Consider the following 24867-nt stretch of genomic DNA (forward strand, 5'->3'; position numbering starts at 1 on the left):
ATTGCCATTGCGAGATCCATAACACCTCCTGATCTGATCTCGCCCGGTCGTCGAAATGACCGGGCAGTCAGGGGATTATCGGCAAGGACGGAGCTTCTGCGACACCCGCAATTTCCCGAGAAGGGTTTCCCCGTAGCGTAAAGCAGCGCAAAATCGTTCTCTCGCGACTTTATGAACCACCCCATCGACCATGCCCCTCTCCCCGCAACAGGACATTCTCGAGATCGCTCAGGACACCTCCGTGCTCCGTTTCGCGCCGCAAGCCGGCGGCCGTCTTTTGTCGTGGATCATCGACGGCGAAGAGGTGATCCATTGGCCCGAGAACGCCGACTGGAGCCAACCCGCCAGGATTCGCGGCGGCAATCCACTGCTGTTTCCGTTTCTCGGCCGGCATCGCGTGGACGGCAAGATCGGCTTCTGGCGTGATGCACAGGGCACGGTGCGCGAGTTGCCGATGCATGGTTTTGCACGCGACCTGCCCTTCGAAGCCCACGCCGACGTGCACGGAGCCGGTTTGCGTATGACCCTCGCCGACAGCGACGCAACGCGCGGCGGCTATCCGTTCGGCTTCCGCTTCGAAGCGGTGTACCGACTCGTCGATACGCATACGCTAGAAGTCACGCTGAGCACCGCCAATACCGGCGACACGCGGCTGCCCTACTACGCCGGCCATCACTTCTATTTCACGCTGCCGCATACGCAGCGCGCCGAGACCTCGGTAGAACTGCCGCGTAGCGAACGGCGCTATCAGCTGGAAGACGGCTCGATCAGCGCGGCCGAGCCGGGCGCTGCACGCTATACACTCGACGAGGCGCGCATTCACGACTGCTTCCATTGCCTCGTCGGCGCGCCGGACCAACCCGTGCGCCTCGTCGCGCCCGGCCTCAACCGGCTCATCACGATCGATCTGCAGCGACCGGACTCGCTGCCCTGGTATGCAGTAACGACATGGACCCTGGCAGCGGACTCGGACTTCTACTGCGTCGAGCCGTGGCTGGGTCTGCCGGACGCGATCCATAACGGCATGGGATTGCGCTGGCTCGAACCGGGGCAAACCGAGACGGCCACACTGCGTATCAGTGTCAGCAAGCTGCGTTAATTGCGGGTTTTCCGCTCGTCGCGACGTGATGGGTTACGCGGCGTTTCGCCGCGTTCCCGCCGTGCGTGCCGTGCTCCGCATCCGTTTTTCGGATGCTGCAGCGCAAAACCGTTAGAATCGGACGCTTTGCATCTACCTGCCGCGTGATCGGGATCGGCGCGTGGCAGCGCTTTGCGAGGTCCAATGCTTAACACAACAAGAATGATGAAACGGCTCGCCTGCGCGTCGTTGCTGGCGGTGCTCGCCGCCTGCGGCTCCGCTCCGGTGGGGCCAGGTTTTTACCGCGTCGAACGGGGCGATACACTCTCGAAGATCGCACGCAGCAACCGGCAATCGGTGCAAAGCATCGTGCGCTGGAACAACCTGACCAACCCGGACAGCATCGAGGTCGGGCAGGTGCTGCGCGTCACGCCGCCGGGTAATGGCGCCGCGGCATCGTCCACGGGCGGTGCAATACGCAGCAGCGGTGCGGGCAGCGCGAGCGCTTCGGCCGCGCCGCGCCCGGCTCCGGCCGACAATGCGCCGTCGTCGGCGCCGGCTTCGACAATCTCGCTGGTATGGCCGGCCGACGGCACGGTGATCCGGCGCTTTGACGGCGCCAATTCGAAGGGCATCGATATTTCGGCGGCGGCGGGCACGCCGGTGGTCGCGGCAGCGCCAGGCACGGTAGTCTATGCAGGCAACGGCTTGCGCGGTTACGGCAACCTGCTGATCATCAAGCACAATGCCGAGTATCTGACCGCCTACGCGCACAACCGCGTGCTGCTGGTGAAGGAAGGTCAGTCGGTCGCCCGCGGCGAGAAGATCGCCGAAATGGGCAACACCGATACCGACCGCGTCATGCTGCACTTCGAACTGCGCTATCAGGGTCGCTCGATCGACCCGTCGCGGGCGTTGCCGGCTCGCTAGCCGGTTTGTTGAGCACCGGTCGGGCGTCCCTTCCCCACCGTCAGGCACGCGCCCTGCGACCTCGGTTGAGGGAACCGCGCGTGCTATAAAACGCTCAATCCTTTGCATGATGTGGCTTCGCGCCAGGTCTCCCCCGTTAATCTGTAAGGAATTTGCAATGAAGAGCGCATTAGGGTCCGTCGCAATGGCTGCGGCGATCGGTCTCGGCCTGCTGACGCTCGGCAGCCTCGGCGGCTGCTCGAGCACCACCACGATGACCTACCTGCCGAGCGGCGATACGGGCTTTGCAATCAACTGCAGCGGCAGCGACGCTAGCTCCAGCTGGGCCGAGTGCTACAAGCGCGCGGGCGAAGTTTGCGGCAACTATGGCTACGACGTCGTTTCGAAAGACGTCGACAACGGCGCCACGTCGGGCGGCACGGTCGGCGGGATTTTCGGCGCAAACGTGAAGAACCGGTCGATGGTGGTTCACTGCAAGCAGTGAACATAACGCAGCAGCACAAGACGCGGCGGCTCCTGGCCTAGTCGCGTCGCCAGCGTCCTGAGCGCGGATCGATGCGTGCGGCGAACGCGAACAGTCCACCGAGCGCAATCGGCCAGACGCTGAGAAAAATGATCAGCCAGGTCATTGATCAGTGAAATTAAAATGTAATCTCTTATGATCCACGCCGCGTGTGAATCGGCAGTGACTCTGAATTGAATCGACAGTAGCCGGGCAGAAAAAAAGCCCGGCACGAGGCCGGGCTAACGGGGGTTCGGCGCATATCGGCAAAGGACCGGTTCACCATGCGCCAGAACGGAATCTAACAACACGCTTTTGCAAGTGCAATCCATTAATTGCGCAAGCAATGTGCCGCGGCGTACGGAGTCCGCATTACGTGAAGGAAAATGTCGGAAATAAGCGGGATAAATATCCTTATTCACCCCGTACGAAACGCCATACAGACGGCGAGCCAGAATTCCGCGAGGCGCTCGCAATGCCTTATGAATCAAGTCCCTGCGTGCAGGTCGCCGGAAAAGCCTGACAAAAGTTCTTTGGCCGATTTCCGCTAACCGCGCCCAGTATGATTCGGACGGTTTACGCAACGCGAACCTTTAGTGCGCCAACGCACCAAACGAATGTATTAGCAATATTTAGCGGTGCGAATAAGCACTCGTATTTCTTCACATCAAATTCGCGAACGGCGAATAGATTAAAAATCTTCAAATCCACCGACAAATTGCGAAGTTGAAAATCGACCGCCATTAATTAATCGATAAATACGATGATAAGCACATGCATCCATTCGTTCAAGCTGGCCGAATGGCTAAAATCGGCCAGCTAAAAACAACGATCACATGACGCGCAGACCCAGTTCGGTCACGAGCACCGCCGCCTGCTGATGCGAAATCGTCGCGCCTTTGAAAAGCGCCGCATCGACAAGCCGCACGCCGCTCAGGTCGGCCTCACGCAGGTCCGCGCCATCGAACCGCGCGCCCTTCAGATGAGCATCCTTCAGACTGCCGCCATCGAAAATCGCCTCGCGGAAATCGACCCCGGCCAGATCGGCATCGGAGAAATCGAGTTGCTGCAACGTGGCCTTGCGAAACGACAGGCCACGCAGATGCGCGCCCACCAGCAAGGTTTCGACGAAGCTCAAACCGAGCGCCGTGCAGGCTTCGAAATTGGCACCCGTCAGCTTGCAGCTGTGGAACGACGCTGAGGCAAGCTTGGCGCGCCGCCAGCTGGTGTTGTTCAGATCGCTCGACTGGAACGCCGCGTCGACCAGATCGACCGACGCGAAATCCGCTTCGCGGCCGCGGCAACGGACCCAGCGGGTGTGCGACAGCATCGCGCCAAAAAACGACGTCTCGACGATCGTGCAACGATGAAACTCCGCGCCGCGCAGATCGAGGCGCGACAGATCGGCGCCTTCGAAATCGCAGTCGGTGAAATGGAGCGGCGCTTTATTCCCGGCCATACTCGTCGCGACGAGCTGCTCCACGTCGGAGCGCGTGAGTGTGGCGCCGGTCACCACGTGAGCTTGTGCGCCCGAAGCCGGCGCCGTTGAATCCAGTGACATGAAGGTTCAGAATGAATTTCGAAAGACCGTAAGCGTACCGGAACGCGCGCCGCGCTGGCGGTCCACGCCGATGGTTTATAGTAACGGCCCCGTCAGAACCCGCCTAAGATGACTTCCAACGACGCCACTCATAGCCCGCTGTACGCCAAGCTGCTCGCCGAAACCGCCAAAATCGGCTGGACCGAACTCGAACGCTTTTTCGCACGCGGCATATTGCTGCGCGTCGCGCGCGATATCGATCTGGTGAGCGTCGCCGAAGCCATCGCCAGCGACGACACCACACAGGTCACGCAATGGCTGTCTTCCGGCCTCGTCGAACGCGTGCAGGCGGAAACCGCCGCCGACTTCGCCGCGCGCGATCCGGATCTGTGGGCGGTGGTCGTGTCGCCATGGGTATGCGTGCAGGAACGCAATTGAGCGACAGCGCGCACGCCCCGAAGGATGTCCCCTTGGGGGGCGCCCCGAAGGAAGTCCCCGGCCCCGAAGGAAGTCCCCTTGGGGGATTGGCGGGCGGCGCGGCCACGACAGCGCCCGCCGTCCCTGTGCGCTGGCACCGCCGGGTGCTGACGCTGGCGTTTCCAATCGTCCTCGCCAATCTCACACAGCCGATTCTCGGCGCGGTCGACACCGCCGTCGCCGGCCATCTGGACGGCGCGTCCTATCTCGGCGGCGTGGCGCTCGGCGGCCTGTTCTTCAATTTCGTGTTCTGGGGCTTCGGCTTCCTGCGCATGGGCACCACGGGCCTCGTCGCGCAAGCGCATGGCGCGGGGGATCACGCCGAGTTGCGCAACAACGTCGTGCGCGCGCTCTTGCTCGCGGCGGCGATAGGCGCAGCGGTGCTTCTGCTGCAAGTGCCGCTGATCGGCTACGCGTTGCGGGCGATCGGTGGCAGCGAAGCGGTGCAGCACCATGCGCAGATCTATTGTCATGCTCGCATCTGGGCCGCGCCACTCGCGCTGGGCAATTACGTAGTGCTTGGCTGGCTGCTCGGTACGCAGAAAGTGCGGCTCGCGCTGCTCTCGCAAGTGTTCATCAACAGCGTAAACATCGTGGCGGTGCTGCTGTATGTGTACGTATTCGATTGGGGCGTGGCCGGCATTGGCGCGGCCACGGCCACGGCCGACGCGCTCGGCTTCGTGCTCGGCGCCGCTTTGCTATGGCACGGCAGACCGCGCGATTTGCCTGCGCTGAATCGCGCCGCCCTCTTCGACGCTACGGCGCTCAAGCGTCTGGTGGTGCTGAATCGCGATATCTTCGTGCGCACGCTCTGTCTGCTGTCGTCGTTCGGCTGGTTCGCGCATCTTGGCGCCAGGCAAGGTGACGCCACGCTCGCCGCCAACGCGTTGCTGCTCAATTTTCAGACCTTCATGGCTTATGGACTCGACGGTTTCGCGCATGCCGCCGAAGCGCTGGTTGGCGCGGCGATCGGCGCACGCGACCGGCACGCTTTCACGCAGGCCATCAAAGTGACGGCGCTGTGGTCCGCGCTCGGCGCGCTGGGCTTCTCGCTGGTGTACTGGGGCGCGGGCTCATGGATCATCGAAGGTCTGACTAATCAGGCCGCGGTGCGCGCCACGGCCGAAACGTATCTGCCTTGGGCTGCGCTCTTGCCGGTGATCTCCGTGTGGGGCTTTCTGCTCGACGGCGTATTCATCGGCGCCACTCGCACGCATGAGTTGATGACCTCGATGGTGGTGTCGTTTGCGGTGTTCGTCGCGGCCTCTTGGGGCTTGCTGGCGCTGTATGGCAATCACGGTTTGTGGGCCGCGATGCTGATCTTTATGGCTGCGCGCGGCGTCACGCTCGCGCGCTTCTTGCCAGGCGTCGTACGAGGCATGGCCGGCGCGGCCACCTAGCCTTTGCTTCGGCACCGGTGCGCATGCTGTCCGCGCAAACAGTCTGCGCGGGTCAGAAGCACCGGCGTGCCCGCGCCGGTGCTTCGCTCAGGTTCCCGGCAAGCGCTCAGGGCGAGGCCGGCGCGGGCGCCATAACGGGCGGCCGGTCGTCGGTAGGTACACCGTGGTAGTCGATGGGATCTTTCGGCGGCGGACCGCCATGATGCCCGGAAGGATCGTCGGCACAGCCGGCGAGTCCGGCAGCCAGCATCAGCGCAATCAACAAAACACGGTTCATAGATTCTCGGGACAGAATGAAAATAACGGCAACGAAGCGCCGAGAGTCTACCTGCAATTCACATTCGACGACGCCGCGCCGCGCAGTCTCCCGCCTGCCATTTTGTTACGCGTGACCTAATATAAAGGCACAGTTGCGTATCATAGGAGACTGCCATGGACGCTGAATCGATCGCGGGTCTGATCGGACTTGCAATAGGCCTGCTCGTGCTGCTCGCCCTGTCGATTTTCGAATCGAGAACCTACAAGCGCGAACACGACGGCGAAGGCATGCTGCATCACTGGGTCACACACCAGCATATGCCGCACTGGATGCGTCGCCGGCATTGAGCAGATAAATCCGCAGCTTGTGCGCTTGCGCACATTCCGAACTATTAAGCGGTTGATACGCTGCGCTCGCACACTCAAAAACATCAATCACGAAGCGCAAGGGATACGCCGCCATGAGTCGGAACGACGCAAGCAGCTCGCGAAAATCGTTTGGGAAATCCGGCACGTCGCACTGCACGAGGGTGACGCGCTAACAATCGACGGTGCAATTCTCGCGCTTGCCGATTGTCTCGATCGCCGTAACGATCTCGCCGCCGACGAGCGCCGCGCAATGATGCAGGCCGCGGCGTTGCTGTGGCGTGCCGGGTTCAATCTCGCCGACACACAACAGGCGAGCGCGCACTGACGCGCAAGTTTTCCCTGTCTGCTGCCGACGCGAAAGCGTCGCAGACGCCCCGTCGCGCGCCGCGCGCACGCCCTGCTGCTGCACGTCCATCCTGTGTCGCGCGCTTTCAGGGACATGCCCTCCCGAAGCGCGGCGGGACGCCCATAGACCGCGCCTCCGAGATCTTTTTTCACTCCGACGCAATTCATCATTGACTCTGGCACCGAATGCCACGTAGAATCTCGGATTCGTCGGAGCGTAGCGCAGCCTGGTAGCGCATCTGATTTGGGATCAGAGGGTCGTAGGTTCGAATCCTATCGCTCCGACCACAGTTGAAGATTGATGAAACCCGCATGGCGTAAGGCTGTGCGGGTTTTTTCTTTTGGGGGTTTGCAGGCGGTGGAATTTGCCGCTTCCAAATTCCATTCCAAAGGAATTCCAAAAATTTCCTGACGATACCGGCTCAAGCGACACTTGATTTCGGAATGTGGAGTCTAACTTCACTTCGTGGAATGTGTCTGGACTTGATGTAGTCGGCCGTTTGCCCCTCATTCGTGTGCGCCGCGTGATCCTTCAGCGCCTCGATGTCATATCCGGCATTCTTCGCATCGGTGAGCGCCTTCGCACGGATATCCTTCACCGTATAGGAAACGTCGGCGAGCTTCGCGCGCTCCTTTGCCACCTTCCATGCCTTTAGCACTGTGTTCGCCGCGTACGTCTTCCCCTTCTGGGTGTGGATCACATACATGCTCTTCACCACGCCAATTGCCTTCGCGCGCTTCAGCACCACATCGATTTCCGGCGTGATCACCACATCGACTGCGAGCCCGCTCGAGTCCTCTGTCTTCGAGGGGCGGAAGTGGATCACGCCTGCAGCGCGATCCACCCATGAGCACTCGTCGTTTTTCGGGTCGGCCGCCCAGCGCAGATTGCGGATTTCGGTCGAACGCTGCGCCGTCAAGTAACACAGATCGACGAAGCACTGCATCATCGGGCCTGTCGGCACCTCAGCAGTGACCTCCTTTCCCTCTCGCACATAGCTTGTCGTAAGCATAGCCTCGCGGATCGCTGCGAAGTGCGTGTCGGCGATCAGCGTGCGCCGCGGCTTCGGTTTCTTCAGCTTCACATCGCGGCATGGGTTCGTCGCCATATGGCGACGATCGATACACCAGTCAAAGAAGCCAGAGAGGAATGCTCGCATCACGCGTTGCATGTGCGGCTTGTCCTTCCAGTTATCGCGGAGGAACTGCCGTACGTACGGCACATCCATATGCTCGATGTTGATATCGGCGAATCCGCGCTTCACGTACCGGCCGTAGCTCGGCCAGGACTTCTCTTTGTGGTCTTTCTCATGCGCGGCAACATACTTATCGACTAGGTGCGGCACGTTTCCAGAACCGGCCGGGGTCTCGGCCTTGGCCTTCTCTTGGGCGAGGCGCTCGTGCATCCGAACTTCGCCGTCCGCGACCTTACACAGCCTAATCCACTTTTCGGTGTATGGCTGCACCCAGTAGTAGCTCGCACCGCGCACGTATACGCGTCGCGCCGGCGTGGATCGTTTCGCGTTCATGCGTGCACTGGTCGAAGTGCGGGACGCTCGCGCATCGAAGCATCAGAGACTAGGCCGTTTTTGCGAGCTTGCAGTGAGTCGAAGATGGCCCACGACATAATGATAGCGCCGTTTGCAGCGGTGATCGGCTCAATGCCAAAGGTACGCCGAAACCAAGAGACCTGCTCGGCCTTGCGCTTATATCCGGTTATGCGCTCAAGATCAGCCGGAGCCATCAGGTGCTCGCTCATGCAGCACCTCGATCTTCTACATGTCGCGTGTTCTGAAGCAGAAACTCTTGAAGGCTCACATCGGTAATGCCGGACGCATTCCGGCTGATTTTTACGAGCGTCAAGCGGCCAGCTCGAACGAGCCGATAGATTGTTGGGCGAGATACGCCCAGCAAGCCCGCCGCGACGTTGATGCGATGCAGTTTCGGTGACACGTTGAACCCCAGGTTTATCGATGTCAACGCGGATCAAAGTGGATCAGCGCGTCTCATGGTGAATCTGGGGTAATTCTCGGCGTGGCACCGAGTAGCGTCATCACGAATAAAGGAAATTTCGGTGCGGCAATAGGCAAGCTCGCTCAGTTTGGCAAAGTCCCTCGGTCACTAGGTGGGGATGCCTTGCGAGCCTTTTCGATCTCGATCGCTGCCAGATACCTCGCTTCTAAACGAGCGTCATGTTCATCGAGGAAATCACTCCAATCGTCACCGCCGACTGATGCCCACCAATCGTCTTCGATCGCGTGAGGCCACGGCGACCAATCGCGGCCACCAAACCATAGCTTCAAGCGACGGACATTGTACGGGTGCCATGCAGAAATCGAGACCGGCCGACGGTCGTTCTCTGGAAACGCATCAGCTGTGGCAAGCATACCGTTGAGGAATTCCTCCGTTTGCGCTTCCACGAATTCGCGCTCCGAATCCGGTATGGTCGCCCACTGCGCATTCCAAGCGTCTTCTATGGATTGTGCTTCGGCGGCTATATGATCTTCATACCATGCAGGCTCCCAGCGCTCAGTTGTAACAAGGCCGCCGAGCCTCTCAATTTTGGCCACCCAACTAGAGTAGTTACGTTCCATTTCACGCGCATCCTTGGGTGCCCGAGGGACCGTAGGCCCTCGCCCGATTGCACCAATCGGCATTGCTTTAACTGGCATCAAGCCGTTTAGCAATCGCTCAATACCTTTGTCAAAGGTCCTCTTTACACGATCGCGACGGCTTTGGAATTCACGGATAACTACCTTCGTCTCAGCGTGCGTATTTGCGACATCGACCAGCGCGAGAAGTCCAAGATCGCGTAGTTGATCGTCGCTCAAAAACTTTTGCTTATAGCCAAGCACGCAGAGTTCGAGACGATGTCGCGGGTCTATGGACTGATCACCACGTATGTACAAAGACAGATTGTTGTAGAACCAATCGGGAAAGATCCATAGGCGCTCCAACTGGACGAGATTGGGCTCTTTGGCAAAGATCGCACGTACCAGGCTTTGGGTCGCCTTAACAGCTTTCGTCTTTGCTACTCGATTTCGCCACGGCTCTGGACGGCTCAACCCAAGCCTCTTGGCGACCGCAGTTACCTGGACTTTCTCTTTGGAACGTTGCACAGCGCCGGCTAGTCGAACCATACCGAAATTTCCTTTATTCACCCTCGTGCAATGAATTAATCCTACGTACCTTGCCATGACTTCGCAAGGGTGAAATAGGGTGTACAGATGCAAGAAGCCAAATGGTCGGCGCAACGTTCTATCGGTCAGCACGAGGCTCAATGTAGCGAGAGGGATTTTCGTGCCGTTTTTGGAAAGCTGGATGCCTCTACCCTGATAACTGCCGACGAACTCGCAGCGATCCTATGCGTCAGTCGTCAATCGATCGACTTTCGTCTACGGGCCGGCAAGATTCCACGCCCGGTAGTCCGTGAAAAGCGCTGTGTGAGATGGCGCGCTGGCGATGTTCGCGAGTGGCTTGACGGCATGCAGCAGGTTGAGTGATGGCACGCGATCCCAAACCGCACTCATTCTCGCCCGCCATCGCAAAAGAGCACGGTGTTATCGCAGCCGTCTTGATCAACCACTTGGCTTTCTGGATCGAGCACAACCGTGCCAATAGAAAACATTTCCATGACGGACATTGGTGGACGTACAACAGCATCAAAGCCTTTGCGGCGCAATTTATCTATCTCACCGAAAAGCAAATTAGGGGGGCGCTGGAGAAACTTGTCGAGAAAAAAATCCTGCTAACCGGGCACTTTCACGAGAACAAATACGACCGCCAAACGTGGTACGCCTTCAACGACGAAGCCCGATTTCTCGATCCAGAGCCCGCCGCTACCGATTTGCCCTCAGGGGCAAATGGACTTGCCCCAAAAGGCAAATCGGTTCGTCCCGGAGGGCAAATGGACTTGCCGACCAAGGCAAATGGAGTTGCCCCTGAAGGCAAATCCCTAATAACTACAGATGTAAACACAGGTGTAAACCAAATGGTTGCTTCCCGCGAGCAACACGTCCAACTCCAGCTCGAGGCTGCTCGGCGCGCGCCGAAGAGACTGGCTTGATTTTCCATTCTTGAAAACAGATGCAAAACGCCCGTGGATTTGTGGGCAGCCTCGCTATCGCGAGGTGCCAGCCTGAGCGCTGTGCGCTCTCCCGTTGACAAGCCGGGACAACCCTTCGGGTTGCCCCACCTTGCCAACCGGCCGGCTGCTGTCCACAAGCCCCACCGGCTATTACCACGAACGAGATATAAAATCTGACCCTGCTCATCCGGATGCCTCTCTGGCGCGTTTGCAGCTTCATCGTGGGGTCGGAAAGGTGTTGGTGAGGAAGAGTTATATAGCAAGCTGGCAAGCCGCTTCGCGGCGCGTCAGGCCGAAGGCGCGGCCGGGGAGCGGTGGGCAAGTCGCGGACTGCGTAGCAGCCGTCCACGCCCTTGTGGGGTGGGCGGGCAACTTGTCCACGGCGGGCGGGAGGAACTGCGGGCATTGGCTACTTGGCCGCTTTGCCAGGCAGAGGTTTGTCTGCTTGCAATTCGTGTAGCGTTGCGCTACACTACACGAATGATCAAGTCCTTCCGACATAAAGGTCTCAAAATTTTCTTTGAGACGGGCTCCAAGAAAGGTATCCGTCCGGATCATGCCGACAAGCTGCGGCGGCAGTTGACGCGCCTGGATGAGGCTCACAGCCCGGAAGACATGAACGTGCCCGGCTGGCGATTGCATCTGCTGTCGGACGATTTGGCGGGCCATTACTCGGTCCGCGTTAACGGGAACTGGCGCATGACCTTCACGTTTGAAGGAACAGACGCGATCCTAGTGGATTACCAAGACTATCACTGAGGGAATCATGATTCGAATCTTCAACCCGCCGCACCCTGGCGAAACGTTGCGGGAGGACGTGCTCCCCGAGCTGGGGTTGACGGTAACGCAAGCGGCTGCGCAGCTGGGCGTCACGCGCACAGCGTTCTCGCGCGTGTTGAATGGTCACGCCGCGATCTCGCCCGAGATGGCGTTACGACTGGAACAATGGCTGGGTATCGAGCATGGCGGCCGCGCTGACTTGTGGATTGCGCAGCAAGCGGCATACGATCTATGGCAGGCTCGGCAGAAAGGTGTGCCGCACGTTATCCGTGCCCACGCGGCCTGAGAAAAGCTAAGTATCCGGTTATCTGACACAAGGAGCGGCAGTCATGATCGATGGCTACACACTGGGACGTGCTGAGGGTGCCGAGAAATCGGCCAATAGCTGGATGAAATATGCGCGCGAGCTCGAACAGGAGCTGGTGAACGCGAAAGCTGGCCTTGAGGCGATCAGAGCCCTGAAAGACGCTGCGCTCAGTGAGCTTGCCAGACTGGATCCAACCCACCCATTGATGGTGCAAGAGAATCGGCAAAAGATCGCCGATAAGGCGTATTTCGCCTATGGCAAGCCCAAGTCTTGATACGCGAAATACGGATACCCGGAAGAACAAAGCCCGCTGATGCGGGCTTTGTTCTTTATCGGACTAGACTTGAGGATTCCTGTCGCTGCCAGGCCCGATGCTGTTTCCTGCCGGCGTTGCTGGATTGTCGCTACCCGAGCGGCCGATGACCCTATCGACATGGCCGCCGGCCGTGCGACTTGCTCCCCCAAGGTGTCCTTGTGCCTCTTTGTGGATGTCGTGCCCGACCGTGTTGCCCATCGATGCACCCAGCCATGCAAAGACGGCGTTCGGCAGGTGATTGATCAGCCCGAACAACGCTTGGCAAAGCGACTGGCACATACCGACGTACAGCACAATGTACGCGACGATGCTGACAACGCCGGTTACGCTGTCGAATTGAGCATTCGCCATCGCAACCGCGAAAAAGCTGTTGAGCATCATGCCGAGGCCAGTGATGCCAACGGTCGCGAGCAGAAATCCCAGCACCATGAACGTCGGTCGCAACATCAGGTTCATCAGGAAGATGTAGCCGTGTGTGGTTTTCGGACCCATGCCTTCGCCTTCCCCGTCGAGGTGAGCGAAGGCCCACAGCGGCGCGGCCACGACGCCCTCACAAACCGTCACGAACCACGAGACAAGGCCGCCGAACCAGATCATGAACGGCAGCATTGGCAGATACACCGAAAGCGTGACGCCGAAGAAAAACAGGCTCACCAGCAGCAGGAGAATGACCGGGCCAGCGGCCTGCACTGCAGCCTGGAACGCGGCATTGGCCGACGTAGCCACTCCACCGGTCGCAATGCCACCGACTTGCTTGGCGACCCACCCAAGGCCACTCGACATCGCACCGTTGGCCGCAGCATTCGCGATGTACAGATCGAACATGGTCCAGCCTGCGGCCAGGATGTCGTCACCCATATTCTTCATACCGATAATTGGGTTGACGGTCCCGCCCGTGCCACTCGTGGACATCGTGGACGTGATGTAATTCACGATGTTTTGCCCAGGGAAAATCGCGGCCAGAATGTGTTGCGGGTCCGTCGATACGCTCATCAGATTAGCCCAGCTCGACGTGCCGGATCCGGCCGCCACACCCGTCGAACTCGTGGCCGAGCCGACTGCCGGTACATTGGTGCTTTCGTCCTGTTCCAGTTGCTTGTTGTACACGGCCATCACGTTGTTGTAGACATCCGGGTACGGCAGGTCGCTCAAGTCAGTCGGCCCGACCGCCGTTGCCGTGGCCTGCGCGCTATTGCTGAGTTCGCTGTTCGCAATAGCGAAGCTTTGATACCAGGCACCCAGCATCGACCAACCGTTCTGCGTCAGGTTGCTCGCCAAGGTGCTGCTCATGCTGCTGATATTGCCGCCGGCACTCTGGATCGCGCTCTGGATCGAGGTTTGGTAGGTCTGGGCAGCATTGTTGATTGTCCCCTGCGGATCCGGCGGTGCATTGGTCGAACCGGCCAGGACCGCCGATACGTAGGTCTGCGCGGCGCTGTACAGCGTCGTTTGCATCGTAGCCAATGCGCTCTGCTGGGCGCTCGACAAGGCCGACGTGATCGCGCTGGTGTCCGGAGACAGGGCAGTCATGCCCGTGCTCGAGGTGCTGTTGCCGCTCGACCCACTGGCGAGACTCACCTGAGCCCCGCCACACGAATTTCCGTCTGGGGTCATGAGAACGACCTTGCCACTGGCCGTTTGCTGAACGAACGTTTCCTGCTGGGCTTGGGCAACGGTGATCCCACCACCAGTTTCCGCCTGTGCGTTGGTGACGCCCGTATTTGCGGCCACTGCGCACAGGTTGGCCTCGTACAGTGCTTTCGCCAAGCTAGTTACCTGGGGCGCAACAGGGCTCGCGACCATTGAGCCGCCGCTGGTCAGCACACTCGTTGCGGCCGATGTGCTGAGGTTCGCGATGCCAACGCCCATCATCGTCGCCCAGAGCATGACGAGCTGCGCGCCAGAGTAGCCGCCAAGACCAGGAATTGGCACGAGCAGCGTGAAGCCAACCCCGTTGCGAATCGTGAACCAGATCGACGACCGTTTCTGGCCGAGAAATTCCCCTTCGGCACCCGTTGCAATCATCGCTGCAACGAAGAGATATGTGGCCCACAATGCACCGACAATGAGAATGCTGGCGTTCAGTGTGCCAAATACCTGGGCGATGGCCGAGCCCGAGCCACCGCCGCCAATCGGGTTCGTCGCCACGCTGCCGAAAACATTCGTCAACAGGGCCATCGACTGATCCGTGCCGCTGTTCGCCGCACTCGTGATCGAGCTGATGGATTGAGTCGATTGCGCGTGCGCGAGCTGGGCTAGAGCCAGCAGCGCGAGCGCCACGCCGGCCATGCGTAGGAAGTGGGTTTTGCGCATAATCATTTCCACTCCAGACGCGGATTCAGTACGTGCTTCACAAAGCCCCGGCTGCGCAGGAACTCCCCTGCCGACATGAGGAAGCGATCCGGATTTCGCGGCCCGGTTTCCATCTGACGCAACCGCAACTCGAACTTGAACATCTGCATCAGACAGACCAGCATGAACAGCCCGCAGGAAAAAACGCCGATCCACTTTTGGTTGATGAGGTTGCCTAGGTTGACGCACAGGCCGAAAAAGCCGGCGGCCATGAAAATCTGCTTGGCTCGTGTGTTAAGTCGTTCGATGTCGCGCAGGGGCAGCGCATCGGCGGGGCGCGCTTCCATCGCCTGATTCCAGGTGCGAACCCCCTTGCCGGTGCGTTTTTGCGGCATCCGTTTCGCGAGATCCGCAATGACGGCGGCTCCCGGAGCTGCGGCTTCCCGGAAGCACTTGACAGCCCCGTACAGCGGATAGCCGGGAATCATGTTCAGAGCAACGTGCTTGCCGGCGCTCTTCACCAGCTTGAGCGCGGGGCGGGTGTTGTTTTGCTGGTCGCTCATTTACGGCCTCCGGAAAAATAGACCAGGGGCCGCAGCTCGTTGACGAGCATCTTGATGAAGTTACCCCAGCACAGCAGGAAGAGTCCGCCGACCATGCCCTCCCAGAACACGATGTTCCAGAGCGTCCCCGTGTCGTGCGGGAGTTCGAGCGCACGCACAATCCAAACGGCGAGGAACGCTTGCACGATGGTGATTTCCGCCGTCAATGTTCGACCGAGCTTGTAATCAGGATCACGACGGGGCCGCCCCTTGAGGCGTGGGATCGTCTGTATGTATTTGAATGCGCGCATGTCATGCACCTCTGTAAGAATTTTGATAACCCCAGCGGCGGTGGTCGAGAACGCCCTGTAAATAACAACGTATCATTACGTCTTGCGCACTACTTGCTTGTTCGATCACCTCAGTTAATCGAGCCTCCGACATGAGCAACGGATCCTCTATTTCAAAAACGAGGGAAAGATCGTGATCAAACGATATGCTTCCGATGGGATGACTTGGAATGGAAAAAAACTTGCCGAGTGACGAAAACTCATCCATTGATACCCTCGCTATTTACTTGGTCTATTAGATTTATCGCATTAGAAACCGAGTTATTAAAGCAAAGAGCGCGCAGCAACTAAGCGATATCGTGAGAGCGACGACGACAGTCGTCCAATTCATATTGTTTTGTTCAATCACCGTTGGCTTTATAGCCCGTTGATCAACGATGGTACGCACCGATGCAGCCGGATCGGTTGGCTTGAAATTGCACTTCGCGACGTTTCCGGCCTTTTCCAATGCATCAAAGACCTTCGCCATCTGCGCAACGGGCGTCAGTGTTTCAGCCGCAATTTGGTTAGCTACCTCAAGAAGCGCGACTTGACTTCTCTGGATGAGAACTGCGACGCCCTCTAGGCGCTCAGTCAATCGGTCAACTTCCTCGAGTTGCTGAGCCAGCATGGCTTCGCGAGTCCGATTGATTGTCTCTCTCGGGCTGACGCTTTTATCCAGATCCGACATCGCAGGCCCCTGTTACTTGAGCAACACTTTAAATACCGCGTCCAAGTTTTCGTTGGCCGATTCCGCAAGTCGCTTGGCGATAATCATCTGAACGCACGATTCGCGTTCGGTTTCGCCTTTCGATTCCTTCAGTTTCGCCCGGTAATCGGTCGGATCGGTGATAATTTCGTTCACCGTTTTGCCGAGTCCTTTGCTTTTCTCGAATACGTCGTTCACGTATACCGTAGCCTCAGGGCGAACGACGCACTTTCTCTCGGCCTCTGCATATCTGAAGATTGAGCCAAACTCTTCCCGTACGTTCGCAGTCGTTTCAACCTTGTTGAATACGACGCGGATCTTCTTTCCGGGAATACCAAGGGTCGCCAGCGTCTCGATCGTTGAAATCGTGTCTTTCTGCTGCTTCACTTCGCTCGTGACCGGAATCACGAAATAATCGAAATCCTCATGCGAATTTCGATACTGATTCATCGCATGGATGAAGGCCTCGATATTCGATGCACCGACATCGATTACTGCAACGTCATTGACAAGCAAATGGCCTTGCAGCTCATCGAATTGACTGGCCTTGATGTTTTCACCGCCTTCATCGGCATTGATTGTTTCAACACGGATCATTTCGGTGTTAAAACGCGGAGCGAGAAGATGGCGGGCAAGAGTAGATTTACCTACGTTGCCCGAAAAATTGACGACGGCGACGCGCATTCTAAGACTCCTTTCTTTTCAAAAAAGGTTTGGTTAGTGACTTGCCATATTGGGCGAATTTTCCTTCGCCGACTGCCGATTGGCTTTCGAGTATTTCGATAACGGCTTCAGTTGTCGTCCCATGATTTGTCTCGCAGGGTGTTTCGGAAACTAGCGCGGCATCATGAATTGGTGCCGGTACTTCTGCGTATGGTGAAACAGCTCGCTTCTTCCCGTTCTTTCTAATCCTGTACAGCGTCGTTTTATAAGTCTCAAACGACATGGACAATCCGTTCTGTTCCAAGATCTCCAGAATGTCCTCGTGGCGCACCCCCGCCGCGATCTTGATATCGATCAACGGCAGCAACTCACGGAGCCGACCTGTCTTTGTTCTAGCCTTTAGCGCACTCAGCGCTATCTTCATCGCGTCATCGGCCACTGCGGTATCCCTTGTTCGTCGTGTCACCACGGATCTGGCATATCCATGTGTCTCGTGGCAAATCTCTGCATGGATTTTCGGTATTACGCCAAGCAGCGTCACGATGAATAAAGGAAATTTCGGTCGTTGGTGTTGCCTGTCTGTGGCTTCGTTCGTCTTCTGGCTGTGCCCCGTCATGTTGCTTATGTGCTTTGCCCGGCTACTCTGATTGCTTTCCGGTTGTCGATATGTAGCCTGCCATGCAGCCCGTTTGTTCTCTTGTTGTTGATTGCGGGTCGATACGCGGTCTCATAGCATTGATTCCGTAAATCAGGGGTCTGGTATCAGGCACGTTCGATATGTTCGACGGAATCTACGATTCCGCGCCCATATCCGTGCCCAAAGGGTGAGCCCTTTGGAAACCCCGGCCGTTAGACGCCGGCCAGGTGCGCCCCCTCTCCGAGGGGCGCGTGAGATATCAGGTGGGCCACGACGCAGCCAAGGAGTGGTTACTAATGGCGAGGAAGCCAAAGGGTCAGGAGGCGCTGACGGATCGTGTTGCGTTCCGGATGACTGCTGCCGACTATGCCGCTTACAAGAAGAAGGTCGCCGCGAGCGGATTGAGTCCGTCCGAGTTTTTCCGCGACTGCGTGCTGACCAATCGGACGGAAATCGTTGCCCGCCAAATCATGGACGATAAGCGCCGGCAGGCGCTGTTTCTGCTGTCCAAGGCTAGCAACAACATTAACCAGATTGCCCATCGCGCGAATTCCGACCACTCGGCGGGCATTATCGATGGTCGCGCGTATCACGATATGCTGAACTCGTTGAACAAACTTTCAGGTTATTTGAAGGCGATGAGCGATGCTGATTAGAGTGACGGGGGCTGCCGCAGGCATTCGCGAGTATCTAGAAAAAGGTCACAAGCAAGGACGCGAATTCTCGCGTGATATGCTGGACGAACGCGTTGTTTTGAGTGGTGACTTAGAAGTTACCGATTCCATAATCCGAAATATTGCAACGGATTCAGACCGCTACCTCCATGTAACGGCTTCTTTCAAGGAAGATGACGCTTCCCTAGAAATGATGCTGGAGGTTCTGCAAAAAATCCAGAAATTCACGTTCTCTGCATATGAGGACAATGAATTCAACATGTACGCGGAAGTTCATTTTCCAAAAATAAAGAGCTACGTCGATCGAAAAACTGGTCAGATTATCGAGCGGAAGCCGCACATCCATATTGTTATCCCGAAAATAAATCTTTTATCGGGTACGTACCTGAATCCGTTTGGTAGGTACGAGCATAATGAGGAGTTTGTCGAGGCAATTCAGGAAATTACCAATCTTGAGCTTGGACTTGCTAGCCCGAAAGATAATCGGCGCGTTGGGATAACCGGCGCGTCGGAAATGATTGCTCGTTACAAGGGCGACCTGTTTGCCGTGCAAGGCCGCGCGGTGAAAGAGCGTTTGCTGAATGCCGTACTCGATCGCGGAATCACGAGTTATGAGGACTTCGAGACGCTGGCTCGGTCTCTGGGCGAGGTGCGCGAGCGCAATGCCGGGCGCGCCGATCGGTACCTCAACCTGAAGGTAGCGAACGAGGCGAAAGGCGTGAATCTCAAGGATTATGTTTTCTCCCGTGCGTTTGTCGAGCTGAGCGACGCGGAGAAGCACGCGCGCTTGGCTGCGGAGATTGAGCGCAGGTACGAGAGCGCAAGCGCTGCACGCTTGGCGCCCGCCGGGTTGCAAAAGACGTTACGCGACTGGCACGAGCGCCGTGCGCTCGAAATCAAATATCTCAACAGCGGCAACAAACGGCAGTACGCAGCCTATCGCGCCGCAGATGCTGGGACACGTCGCGCGATGCTCGCCACGATGCGCGATGCGTTCTATGCCAAACACCGACCCAAGGACACCAATCATGAGCGACCTGACGCTAGAGCAAGTCTTGAGCGTATTGATGACAATTTCCGAGCAGCAGGCCGCCAGTTACGGGCTGCTGAACGACATATCGAGCAAATTAGACGAGCTGATGCAGCCGATGGCCAACGAAAGCTCTCTGATAGACGAAATCGCGCTCTTGTTGCAGCCGCTGTCGCGCGACTTGCAATCCATCAAGGCCCAGCTGCCGACGATCGTCCGACTCGACGAGAGTCGGACAGCGTAGCCGGCCAGTTGTCGTGTGATTATCGCGAGCAGGCCAAGCAGTTCCGAAACGATGATGTCGAACAGTACAAGCAGATCAAGAAAGCACTTGAGGCGCACCGGCTCCTCGCGCACCTGTCACATACGCATGGCGTGATTCCCGAGAAGTATTTGGTCACCAGGGCGAAGGACGGTACTGACCGCATTCGTGCCGGCGATCGGAATCTCAACGTGTCGGACTTCCTCACGAAGGAGATGCATCTCAGTTGGCACGAGGCCGCACCGATCTTGCGCGAGGCCTACGAGCAGCAGTTGTGTGAGGCGACGCCTGCGCGCAGTCAGGCGATACAGAAAGACCTCTGGCAAGCGTTCGGAGAGTGGGATCGTGCGCGTGCAGTCACGCGCCATCAGCGCTGGGCCGAGCAACGGGCAGGCGAGCCGACGCGGCGGCAGGCGATTCGTAACGGGTATCGTCATAAAAAACAGAAGCTCGATATCGAACGTGTGACGGCTGAGCCATCAAGACGTGCCGAGATCCGGGCCGAGTTATCGGTTCTTCGCATGAACAAGGTTCAGCAGGAAATGGCTTTGCGGCAGGCCATCGCAAACGAGCGTGAGGCCTTGCTCGCAGAAAAACGTGCAGCGACAGAGGATCGGTACAAGGTCTATCTTGCCGAGCAGGCACAAGCGGGCAATGAGCGAGCCTTGGCGGAACTGAGAAAGCGCCAGGCGCGAACGCCGGAGCGGCCCGGCAACGAGGTTGGAAGGCTGCATGTCCAGCGCGCGCCTATTTGTGATTACGAACCGCTGCATCGTCACGAGCCCTTGGTGCATTGCGTTGAAGCAAGCGGGCAGGTGAGCTACTACCGCGATGCTGAGCGCGTTCTAGTCGACTGCCAAAAGGCTGTGAGCGTACTGCGGCACGACGATGACACCATTGAAATGGGGTTGCGTCTGGCAATTGCCAAGTGGGGATCTGGTGCGATCACGGTTAGTGGGACAGATAAATTCAAGCGCCGCGTGGCCGAGCTTGCTGCGGAGAAATCTATCACGGTTCGGTTCCGGGATGAAACCATGAATCAGGTTATGGCTGAACGCCGGTCGCAGTTGGCGCAAAGTCGCATTCACCAGTATCAGGATCTTACTGGCAGTCGTGCAGTCGATGCAGATGATCGTGATATACAGGAGGGCCCGGAGAGAAGCCATGTTCCGCTTAGGACGCGCTTTCGCTTATGACCAAGCAGTATAAAATGAGATTGCCCTAAGCGTTGTTGGGTGGGAAATGGCCGATTTGACTGACTGACCCTGAGATGCCCATGACTGACAAGAAGAATCACGAAGACCTGATACGGGATCTAATCTCGCAAATCCGCGAGCGCGAAATTCCTTTCTATAGCCTCGCTGCAAAAGCCAACAATATTGGGTGGTATACGTTCGCTTTGCTGTCGATCGTGTTGTCGGCTGCGGCCAGTCTTATTGCGGCATTGACGCCGGCCGAACAACTGAAAGATCCAATAATTCGTGGCCTGCTAATCACGCTCCCGATAATCGGCGCTACCGTTACAGCGGTTATGCGCAGCTTCAATTTTCATGAGAGGGAGAGGAACCGTGAGATTGGGCTAATCGAGGCTGAACGGCTATTGCGTAAGGCAGAAAGTATGTTTGCGAGCGCGACCACCGAACCAGAGTACAAGGAGGCTTACCTCGAGCTTACCGACAAGCTGGCTGCCTTGAGTCACGATCAGCATGCATTGGACGTTGCCACACGCAAAGGCGTTCAGACGCTCTCCGTCGTAGAGCCTCGTTAGGCAAGAAAGGGGTTCTCGCAAGATTTCGGCGCGAGGCTTTTCCGCGCTCAAAACCGGGCCGCATCGCATTCGTCTTTTCCCGAGTTTTAGATACACCTACGTACAAGTGATTGGAAGATTCGAGCGCATCCTCCTTCCCCATTGATTGCCTGATAATGTTTATTATCAGACAATGATTTTTGCGGCATATCGAGCTAGTCGCCCTCACGCTCACGCACGATATAGGCCGGCTTGATGCCCTTGGCCTCCAGCTCGGCGACCGCCTTTCTGACGGCCGCGTTGGCGCGCTCCAGGAATTCCGGGCTGGTGATGAACCGGGCCAGCCGGTCGGATTCTTCTGAGTGTGCTCGCCCGCTGCCCGCTTCGGCGTCATGGATCAGGCGCAGCATGTGGTTGATGTTCATCCGGTCGCCGGCGGATTCGATCAGCTCACGCGGCATCGCGACATGGCCCGGCTCGACCCCCGACACGGCCAGCCAGGTGGCGATCTCGTCGCTGTCGGCAGACTCGCAGGTTGCTCCAGTTGCGAATAGCGTCGCGATGAACACGTTGTGCAGCTCGTCGTAGATCACGCACGCTTGGATTTCGCCGCCGTCGTGCGGAAAGCGCCCTTGCAGCCAGTCCTGCCAGTCCCACACGTAGGCACAAAGTCCTTCGCCCTCGATCACGGGGCGGGCCGAGCCGCGCAATGCCGTGTGGAAACGCCCCTGCCACGGTTGCGGAATGTCGCGCAGACGGATTGCAAACGGGCGGCCGTGGCGCTCGATCACGGGGACGACAGGCGGGGTGGTGTCGGTCATGGCTGGCCTCAAAGAAACGCGAAGGCATTCGCGCGTGCGTCGTGCAGCGCGTGGTGTCGGCCGCCGTGCTCGCGGAAATACGCTTCCTGCCGGTTGACATCGATCTGGCCGCCGATGTGCTCGTATTTCCAACCAGCCGGCAGTGGCCCATCGATCATGTCGCCCAGCAAGTCAAAATCGCCCTGATAGTCGTAGCACAGCACCGGACGCGGTTTCAATGGAATCCGGTAGAGCCATGCCAGCAGCTCACTGCGGAGCTGCGCGAACGACATGGCGCGGCCCGCGAACTGGCCGAGCTGCGGCAGCACGGCGGCCCGCACGAACTCGCTACACGCCTTGAACTTGAAGTCCGTTACCTCGCCGTAGAACTCGCGGCCGTCCTCGCCCACGATCGCCAGGCTGATAAGTTGGCAGTCGATAAAGTCTGTGAACTCCGTGTCCAGGAAATAACGAGGCTTCCACGGGTCGCGCATCTGTTTTTCTCCTTGTGCGTTGGTCTTACGCGAACGTCTTTGCAAACGCTTGCCAGTCCTCGAACCGCGCAAGCGACAAGTGCGGCATCGCATCCTCCCGGATCAGGCTCGCGACGGGCGCGAACTGCTCCATGAAGGCCTGCCGCAACACGTCTGGCAGCGCATCGAGCACGATGAAATCGGGACGCTCGATGGCCTGGGCGAATGGCGGGTAGTCCAGGCTGTTGTCGCCGTATTCGGAAATGTGGATGTGGCCCATTCCTGCAAATTTTTCACCCCCCTCTAGCATCGCCTCGACCGTTTCCTCACGCGCCTTGGTAATGGACCGATAACGCCATGCATTCATGTGCTGCGCGCGCGTCGATGGATCTCGTGCCAGTGCCTGTTCGGCCCGCTTCTCCTTGTCGGTCAGAACCTTCCTGAACGACTCAAAATTGCGCTCCAACGACTGGATACGCTGCGTCAGCATGCCTCGTTCGGTATCCATCGCGTGGGTTTCATCAAGACTGGCTTGCAGGCGGCGGATCCGCGCTTCCTGGTCCCATACGATGCCTTTCAGGGTATCGAGGCGCTGGGCCAGCACAGCCGGATCGTCCAGACCTTCCTCCCATGCGCTTACGTCATCGGCGTCCATCGCTTCGCGGATCAAGTCATCGACCTCGAATACCTCGTCCGCCGCGTCGGCCGTCAGGGGGCTTGCTTCGTCGTTCAAGTTCATCACACAAACCCCATGCGCGTGCCCGCGCGTTCCTGTTTCACTTCTGGAATCATGGCCGCCGTGATCTGCCCGCCGTTGCCCAGCGCCCGGCCGACCATCATGCGCAGCAGTCGATCAACGTCCCGGCCGCTCTCCAGCCCCGCGACCAGTTCACCCACGATCGCCTCGGGCAACACGGGAGCCATAAGGGATCGCACGGCCGGGTGCTCGTCCAGCAGCCGGTCATACATGCGCCCGACCAAGGCGGCCATTTCGTCATCGTGAAGCGACCGGATCTGAAAAACGTTGAAGCGTGAGCGCAGCGGCGTACTCAGTCCGGCAATGTCGTTGGCCGTAGCGATCCAGTTAACGTGCGCAGCGTTAAAGCGCACATCAGGGAACGAAGCATCAGCAAACTGCTCGGCCGTGCGCCGCTCCATCAATGTGTACAGGCTCGCGAGTGGGTCATAGCCGTGATACGCGCTGGTCTTGTCGATCTCGTCCAGCACGAGGACCGGATTGATGACCGGGCTATGGGCCAGCAGCTTGAACACGGCCCCCGGCTGCGTGTTGCCCCAGTAGGCCTCACTGCCGCCGAGAAACGCGCCGGTCTGCCGGTTATTCATCGCAACGACTTCAACAGGCAGGCCCAGCACTTTCGCCAGCTCCAGGCAGAAGGTGGTCTTGCCGGTGCCGGCCGGACCCACGAGAAGGATCCGCTGGAAGTCGAGGCCATGCCCGGCCGCCGTGGCAAAACCCAGCTCGGCCTCGATCCAGCCGATCACGTCCGCGAAGTTCGGATGATCCTGCGCGAGCTGGTCGAGCGCGACATCAAGCGCCTCGTTGCGCTGCGCACCGAAGCCCTTGGCGGCATGCTGGATCAACGGCGTCAGCCAGCGTTTATGCCGCTGGGCGTCGTCCTTGTCGCTCGAACCGATCCGGTTTTTGATGCCGATCAGCTCGCGCACATTTACAAATTCCGGTGCCTGCATGGCTCCCTCCATCCATGACGCAATATAATATTAAGTCACGATCAAATCATAAATTGCGTTGCTGGCCAGGTCAAGGCGATTTAGACTGTGTGCATGGATCAGACATACGACATAGACCAGGCACGGCTTGCCGCGAAGGTCGGCGCAATCACCACGGCGCACGTGCGCGCGGTGGACGGCAATCAATGGGCGGTCGTCTTCACGACGCCGGCCGGCACGCCGGAACTCGTCACGACTCGCCAGCGCGATCCGCGCCGGTTCCGCGATGCTGCGCTCGCGCTGAAGGCGCTGCGCGACATCGGGATACTGAGTGCCGTTGTGGACATGGAAAGGTGGGATACGGCCGCCGGCAAACCGCCGGCGTGGTCGCGGCCGGAACAGTCAAAGGCGATGAAAGCCCGTCATCAACGCGCAGCGGCCGACGCTGAGCTGGAACAGCGCGTCAAGGAAACGATGGGCCAGAGTGGTAGCGAAGACTGGACGAAAAACGATCAGGTGGTGGCCGCGATCACGGAAAAGATCAAGGACATTGAATTCCAGTCTGTGATCGAAGATGCCGTGAAGGCCGGGCCGCCCTCGTCGCGGATTGGAAGGAAAAAATGAGCTTGTT

Annotated in this window: 33 protein-coding genes and 1 tRNA gene; 17 read left to right on the forward strand and 17 right to left on the reverse strand. The window is 58.5% G+C overall.

Annotated elements, in window-relative coordinates; all coding sequences use genetic code 11:
• The first annotated feature begins 190 nt into the window (after positions 1-190).
• The 3 genes from KHO31_RS03155 to KHO31_RS03165 all read left to right on the forward strand — a co-directional run bounded on the left by KHO31_RS03155 (position 191) and on the right by KHO31_RS03165 (position 2492).
• A complete protein-coding gene (locus tag KHO31_RS03155; protein ID WP_201069995.1) occupies positions 191-1099 on the forward strand; it encodes an aldose epimerase family protein in 909 nt (302 codons plus the stop codon).
• A 183-nt stretch (positions 1100-1282) separates the two neighbouring features.
• Positions 1283-2008: a peptidoglycan DD-metalloendopeptidase family protein gene (locus tag KHO31_RS03160; protein WP_201069998.1), complete on the forward strand. Its 726-nt coding sequence runs from the start codon at positions 1283-1285 to the stop codon at positions 2006-2008.
• A 157-nt stretch (positions 2009-2165) separates the two neighbouring features.
• Positions 2166-2492: a hypothetical protein gene (locus KHO31_RS03165; RefSeq protein WP_201070002.1), complete on the forward strand. Its 327-nt coding sequence runs from the start codon at positions 2166-2168 to the stop codon at positions 2490-2492.
• 850 nt (positions 2493-3342) lie between these two features.
• Here the strand turns inward: KHO31_RS03165 and KHO31_RS03170 are convergent.
• Positions 3343-4071 (reverse strand): pentapeptide repeat-containing protein, encoded by a 729-nt coding sequence (locus KHO31_RS03170; protein ID WP_211622746.1) that lies wholly within the window; start codon positions 4069-4071, stop codon positions 3343-3345.
• Positions 4072-4179: 108 nt separating this feature from the next.
• Between KHO31_RS03170 and KHO31_RS03175 the strand changes: the two genes are divergently transcribed.
• Both KHO31_RS03175 and KHO31_RS03180 read left to right on the forward strand, forming a co-directional pair.
• Positions 4180-4488: a DUF2288 domain-containing protein gene (locus KHO31_RS03175; protein WP_097389970.1), complete on the forward strand. Its 309-nt coding sequence runs from the start codon at positions 4180-4182 to the stop codon at positions 4486-4488.
• 86 nt (positions 4489-4574) lie between these two features.
• Positions 4575-5927, forward strand: coding sequence for an MATE family efflux transporter (locus tag KHO31_RS03180; RefSeq protein ID WP_201071080.1), 1353 nt, complete (start codon positions 4575-4577; stop codon positions 5925-5927).
• Between the two features lie 106 nt (positions 5928-6033).
• Here KHO31_RS03180 and KHO31_RS03185 read toward each other — a convergent pair whose 3' ends face one another.
• Positions 6034-6204: a hypothetical protein gene (locus tag KHO31_RS03185; RefSeq protein ID WP_201070008.1), complete on the reverse strand. Its 171-nt coding sequence runs from the start codon at positions 6202-6204 to the stop codon at positions 6034-6036.
• 155 nt (positions 6205-6359) lie between these two features.
• Between KHO31_RS03185 and KHO31_RS03190 the strand changes: the two genes are divergently transcribed.
• From KHO31_RS03190 to KHO31_RS03200, 3 genes are all read left to right on the forward strand, one after another.
• On the forward strand, positions 6360-6533 hold the full coding sequence (locus KHO31_RS03190; RefSeq protein ID WP_201070012.1) for a hypothetical protein: 174 nt from the start codon (positions 6360-6362) through the stop codon (positions 6531-6533).
• 52 nt (positions 6534-6585) lie between these two features.
• Positions 6586-6879 (forward strand): hypothetical protein, encoded by a 294-nt coding sequence (locus KHO31_RS03195; RefSeq protein WP_201070014.1) that lies wholly within the window; start codon positions 6586-6588, stop codon positions 6877-6879.
• A 231-nt stretch (positions 6880-7110) separates the two neighbouring features.
• A tRNA-Pro gene (locus KHO31_RS03200) sits at positions 7111-7187 on the forward strand.
• A gap of 134 nt (positions 7188-7321) precedes the next feature.
• On the opposite strand, the gene KHO31_RS03205 is transcribed toward KHO31_RS03200, so the two are convergent.
• The 4 genes from KHO31_RS03205 to KHO31_RS03220 form a co-directional block, all read right to left on the reverse strand.
• A complete protein-coding gene (locus KHO31_RS03205; RefSeq protein WP_236071058.1) occupies positions 7322-8305 on the reverse strand; it encodes a tyrosine-type recombinase/integrase in 984 nt (327 codons plus the stop codon).
• A 119-nt stretch (positions 8306-8424) separates the two neighbouring features.
• Entirely contained in the window at positions 8425-8658 is a 234-nt protein-coding gene (locus tag KHO31_RS03210; protein WP_211622749.1) for a DUF4224 domain-containing protein, read from the reverse strand.
• The gene (locus KHO31_RS03215; protein ID WP_236071063.1) at positions 8655-8852 is read right to left on the reverse strand and encodes a helix-turn-helix transcriptional regulator; all 198 of its coding nucleotides are present in this window, start codon (positions 8850-8852) and stop codon (positions 8655-8657) included. The genes KHO31_RS03210 and KHO31_RS03215 overlap by 4 nt, the downstream gene beginning before the upstream one ends.
• Positions 8853-8995: 143 nt before the next feature.
• A complete protein-coding gene (locus KHO31_RS03220) occupies positions 8996-10039 on the reverse strand; it encodes a hypothetical protein (protein WP_211622751.1) in 1044 nt (347 codons plus the stop codon).
• Positions 10040-10126: 87 nt separating this feature from the next.
• Between KHO31_RS03220 and KHO31_RS03225 the strand changes: the two genes are divergently transcribed.
• From KHO31_RS03225 to KHO31_RS03245, 5 genes are all read left to right on the forward strand, one after another.
• Complete coding sequence (locus KHO31_RS03225) at positions 10127-10402, forward strand: helix-turn-helix transcriptional regulator (RefSeq protein WP_211622753.1); 276 nt, start codon at positions 10127-10129, stop codon at positions 10400-10402.
• Positions 10402-10965: a hypothetical protein gene (locus tag KHO31_RS03230; protein WP_211622755.1), complete on the forward strand. Its 564-nt coding sequence runs from the start codon at positions 10402-10404 to the stop codon at positions 10963-10965. The genes KHO31_RS03225 and KHO31_RS03230 overlap by 1 nt, the downstream gene beginning before the upstream one ends.
• 501 nt (positions 10966-11466) lie before the next feature.
• Positions 11467-11745, forward strand: a complete 279-nt coding sequence (locus KHO31_RS03235) for a type II toxin-antitoxin system RelE/ParE family toxin (protein ID WP_211622756.1) — start codon at positions 11467-11469, stop codon at positions 11743-11745.
• Between the two features lie 7 nt (positions 11746-11752).
• Positions 11753-12052, forward strand: coding sequence for a HigA family addiction module antitoxin (locus tag KHO31_RS03240; protein WP_211622757.1), 300 nt, complete (start codon positions 11753-11755; stop codon positions 12050-12052).
• A 43-nt stretch (positions 12053-12095) separates the two neighbouring features.
• Positions 12096-12347 carry a hypothetical protein gene (locus KHO31_RS03245; RefSeq protein ID WP_211622758.1) on the forward strand — a complete coding sequence of 84 codons (252 nt, stop codon included), beginning with the start codon at positions 12096-12098 and terminating at the stop codon, positions 12345-12347.
• Between the two features lie 63 nt (positions 12348-12410).
• Here the strand turns inward: KHO31_RS03245 and KHO31_RS03250 are convergent, their stop codons facing one another.
• The 7 genes from KHO31_RS03250 to KHO31_RS03280 are packed head-to-tail and all read right to left on the reverse strand — an operon-like array spanning position 12411 to position 17540.
• Positions 12411-14708, reverse strand: coding sequence for a DotA/TraY family protein (locus KHO31_RS03250; protein ID WP_236071066.1), 2298 nt, complete (start codon positions 14706-14708; stop codon positions 12411-12413).
• Positions 14705-15244 carry a hypothetical protein gene (locus KHO31_RS03255; protein ID WP_211622759.1) on the reverse strand — a complete coding sequence of 180 codons (540 nt, stop codon included), beginning with the start codon at positions 15242-15244 and terminating at the stop codon, positions 14705-14707. Before KHO31_RS03255 ends, KHO31_RS03250 begins: the two co-directional genes overlap by 4 nt.
• Entirely contained in the window at positions 15241-15534 is a 294-nt protein-coding gene (locus tag KHO31_RS03260) for a hypothetical protein (RefSeq protein WP_211622760.1), read from the reverse strand. The genes KHO31_RS03255 and KHO31_RS03260 overlap by 4 nt, the downstream gene beginning before the upstream one ends.
• Position 15535: 1 nt before the next feature.
• A complete protein-coding gene (locus tag KHO31_RS03265) occupies positions 15536-15781 on the reverse strand; it encodes a hypothetical protein (RefSeq protein ID WP_211622761.1) in 246 nt (81 codons plus the stop codon).
• Positions 15782-15814: 33 nt separating this feature from the next.
• Positions 15815-16243, reverse strand: a complete 429-nt coding sequence (locus tag KHO31_RS03270; protein WP_211622762.1) for a hypothetical protein — start codon at positions 16241-16243, stop codon at positions 15815-15817.
• A 12-nt stretch (positions 16244-16255) separates the two neighbouring features.
• Positions 16256-16945, reverse strand: coding sequence for a StbB family protein (gene stbB, locus KHO31_RS03275; RefSeq protein WP_211622764.1), 690 nt, complete (start codon positions 16943-16945; stop codon positions 16256-16258).
• Between the two features lies 1 nt (position 16946).
• The gene (locus KHO31_RS03280; protein WP_211622766.1) at positions 16947-17540 is read right to left on the reverse strand and encodes a hypothetical protein; all 594 of its coding nucleotides are present in this window, start codon (positions 17538-17540) and stop codon (positions 16947-16949) included.
• Between the two features lie 284 nt (positions 17541-17824).
• On the opposite strand from KHO31_RS03280, the gene KHO31_RS03285 reads away from it, so the two are divergent.
• The 3 genes from KHO31_RS03285 (at position 17825) to KHO31_RS03295 (ending at position 21295) form a co-directional block, all read left to right on the forward strand.
• Positions 17825-18217, forward strand: a complete 393-nt coding sequence (locus KHO31_RS03285) for a plasmid mobilization protein (protein WP_211622768.1) — start codon at positions 17825-17827, stop codon at positions 18215-18217.
• Positions 18207-20723 (forward strand): LPD7 domain-containing protein, encoded by a 2517-nt coding sequence (locus KHO31_RS03290; RefSeq protein WP_211622770.1) that lies wholly within the window; start codon positions 18207-18209, stop codon positions 20721-20723. Before KHO31_RS03285 ends, KHO31_RS03290 begins: the two co-directional genes overlap by 11 nt.
• A gap of 80 nt (positions 20724-20803) precedes the next feature.
• The gene (locus KHO31_RS03295; protein ID WP_211622771.1) at positions 20804-21295 is read left to right on the forward strand and encodes a hypothetical protein; all 492 of its coding nucleotides are present in this window, start codon (positions 20804-20806) and stop codon (positions 21293-21295) included.
• A 194-nt stretch (positions 21296-21489) separates the two neighbouring features.
• Here KHO31_RS03295 and KHO31_RS03300 read toward each other — a convergent pair whose 3' ends face one another.
• The 4 genes from KHO31_RS03300 to KHO31_RS03315 are packed head-to-tail and all read right to left on the reverse strand — an operon-like array spanning position 21490 to position 24257.
• A complete protein-coding gene (locus KHO31_RS03300; RefSeq protein ID WP_211622846.1) occupies positions 21490-22095 on the reverse strand; it encodes a hypothetical protein in 606 nt (201 codons plus the stop codon).
• 8 nt (positions 22096-22103) lie between these two features.
• On the reverse strand, positions 22104-22568 hold the full coding sequence (locus KHO31_RS03305; protein WP_236071069.1) for a 3'-5' exonuclease family protein: 465 nt from the start codon (positions 22566-22568) through the stop codon (positions 22104-22106).
• Between the two features lie 25 nt (positions 22569-22593).
• Positions 22594-23280, reverse strand: coding sequence for a hypothetical protein (locus KHO31_RS03310; RefSeq protein WP_211622773.1), 687 nt, complete (start codon positions 23278-23280; stop codon positions 22594-22596).
• Between the two features lie 5 nt (positions 23281-23285).
• Positions 23286-24257 (reverse strand): AAA family ATPase, encoded by a 972-nt coding sequence (locus KHO31_RS03315; protein ID WP_211622774.1) that lies wholly within the window; start codon positions 24255-24257, stop codon positions 23286-23288.
• 93 nt (positions 24258-24350) lie between these two features.
• Here KHO31_RS03315 and KHO31_RS03320 point away from each other — a divergent pair, with 93 nt between their 5' ends.
• Entirely contained in the window at positions 24351-24860 is a 510-nt protein-coding gene (locus tag KHO31_RS03320; protein WP_211622775.1) for a hypothetical protein, read from the forward strand.
• Positions 24861-24867: the final 7 nt, after the last annotated feature.

The sequence above is a fragment of the Paraburkholderia domus genome, assembly GCF_905220705.1.
GTDB classification, from domain to species: Bacteria; Pseudomonadota; Gammaproteobacteria; order Burkholderiales; family Burkholderiaceae; genus Paraburkholderia; species Paraburkholderia domus.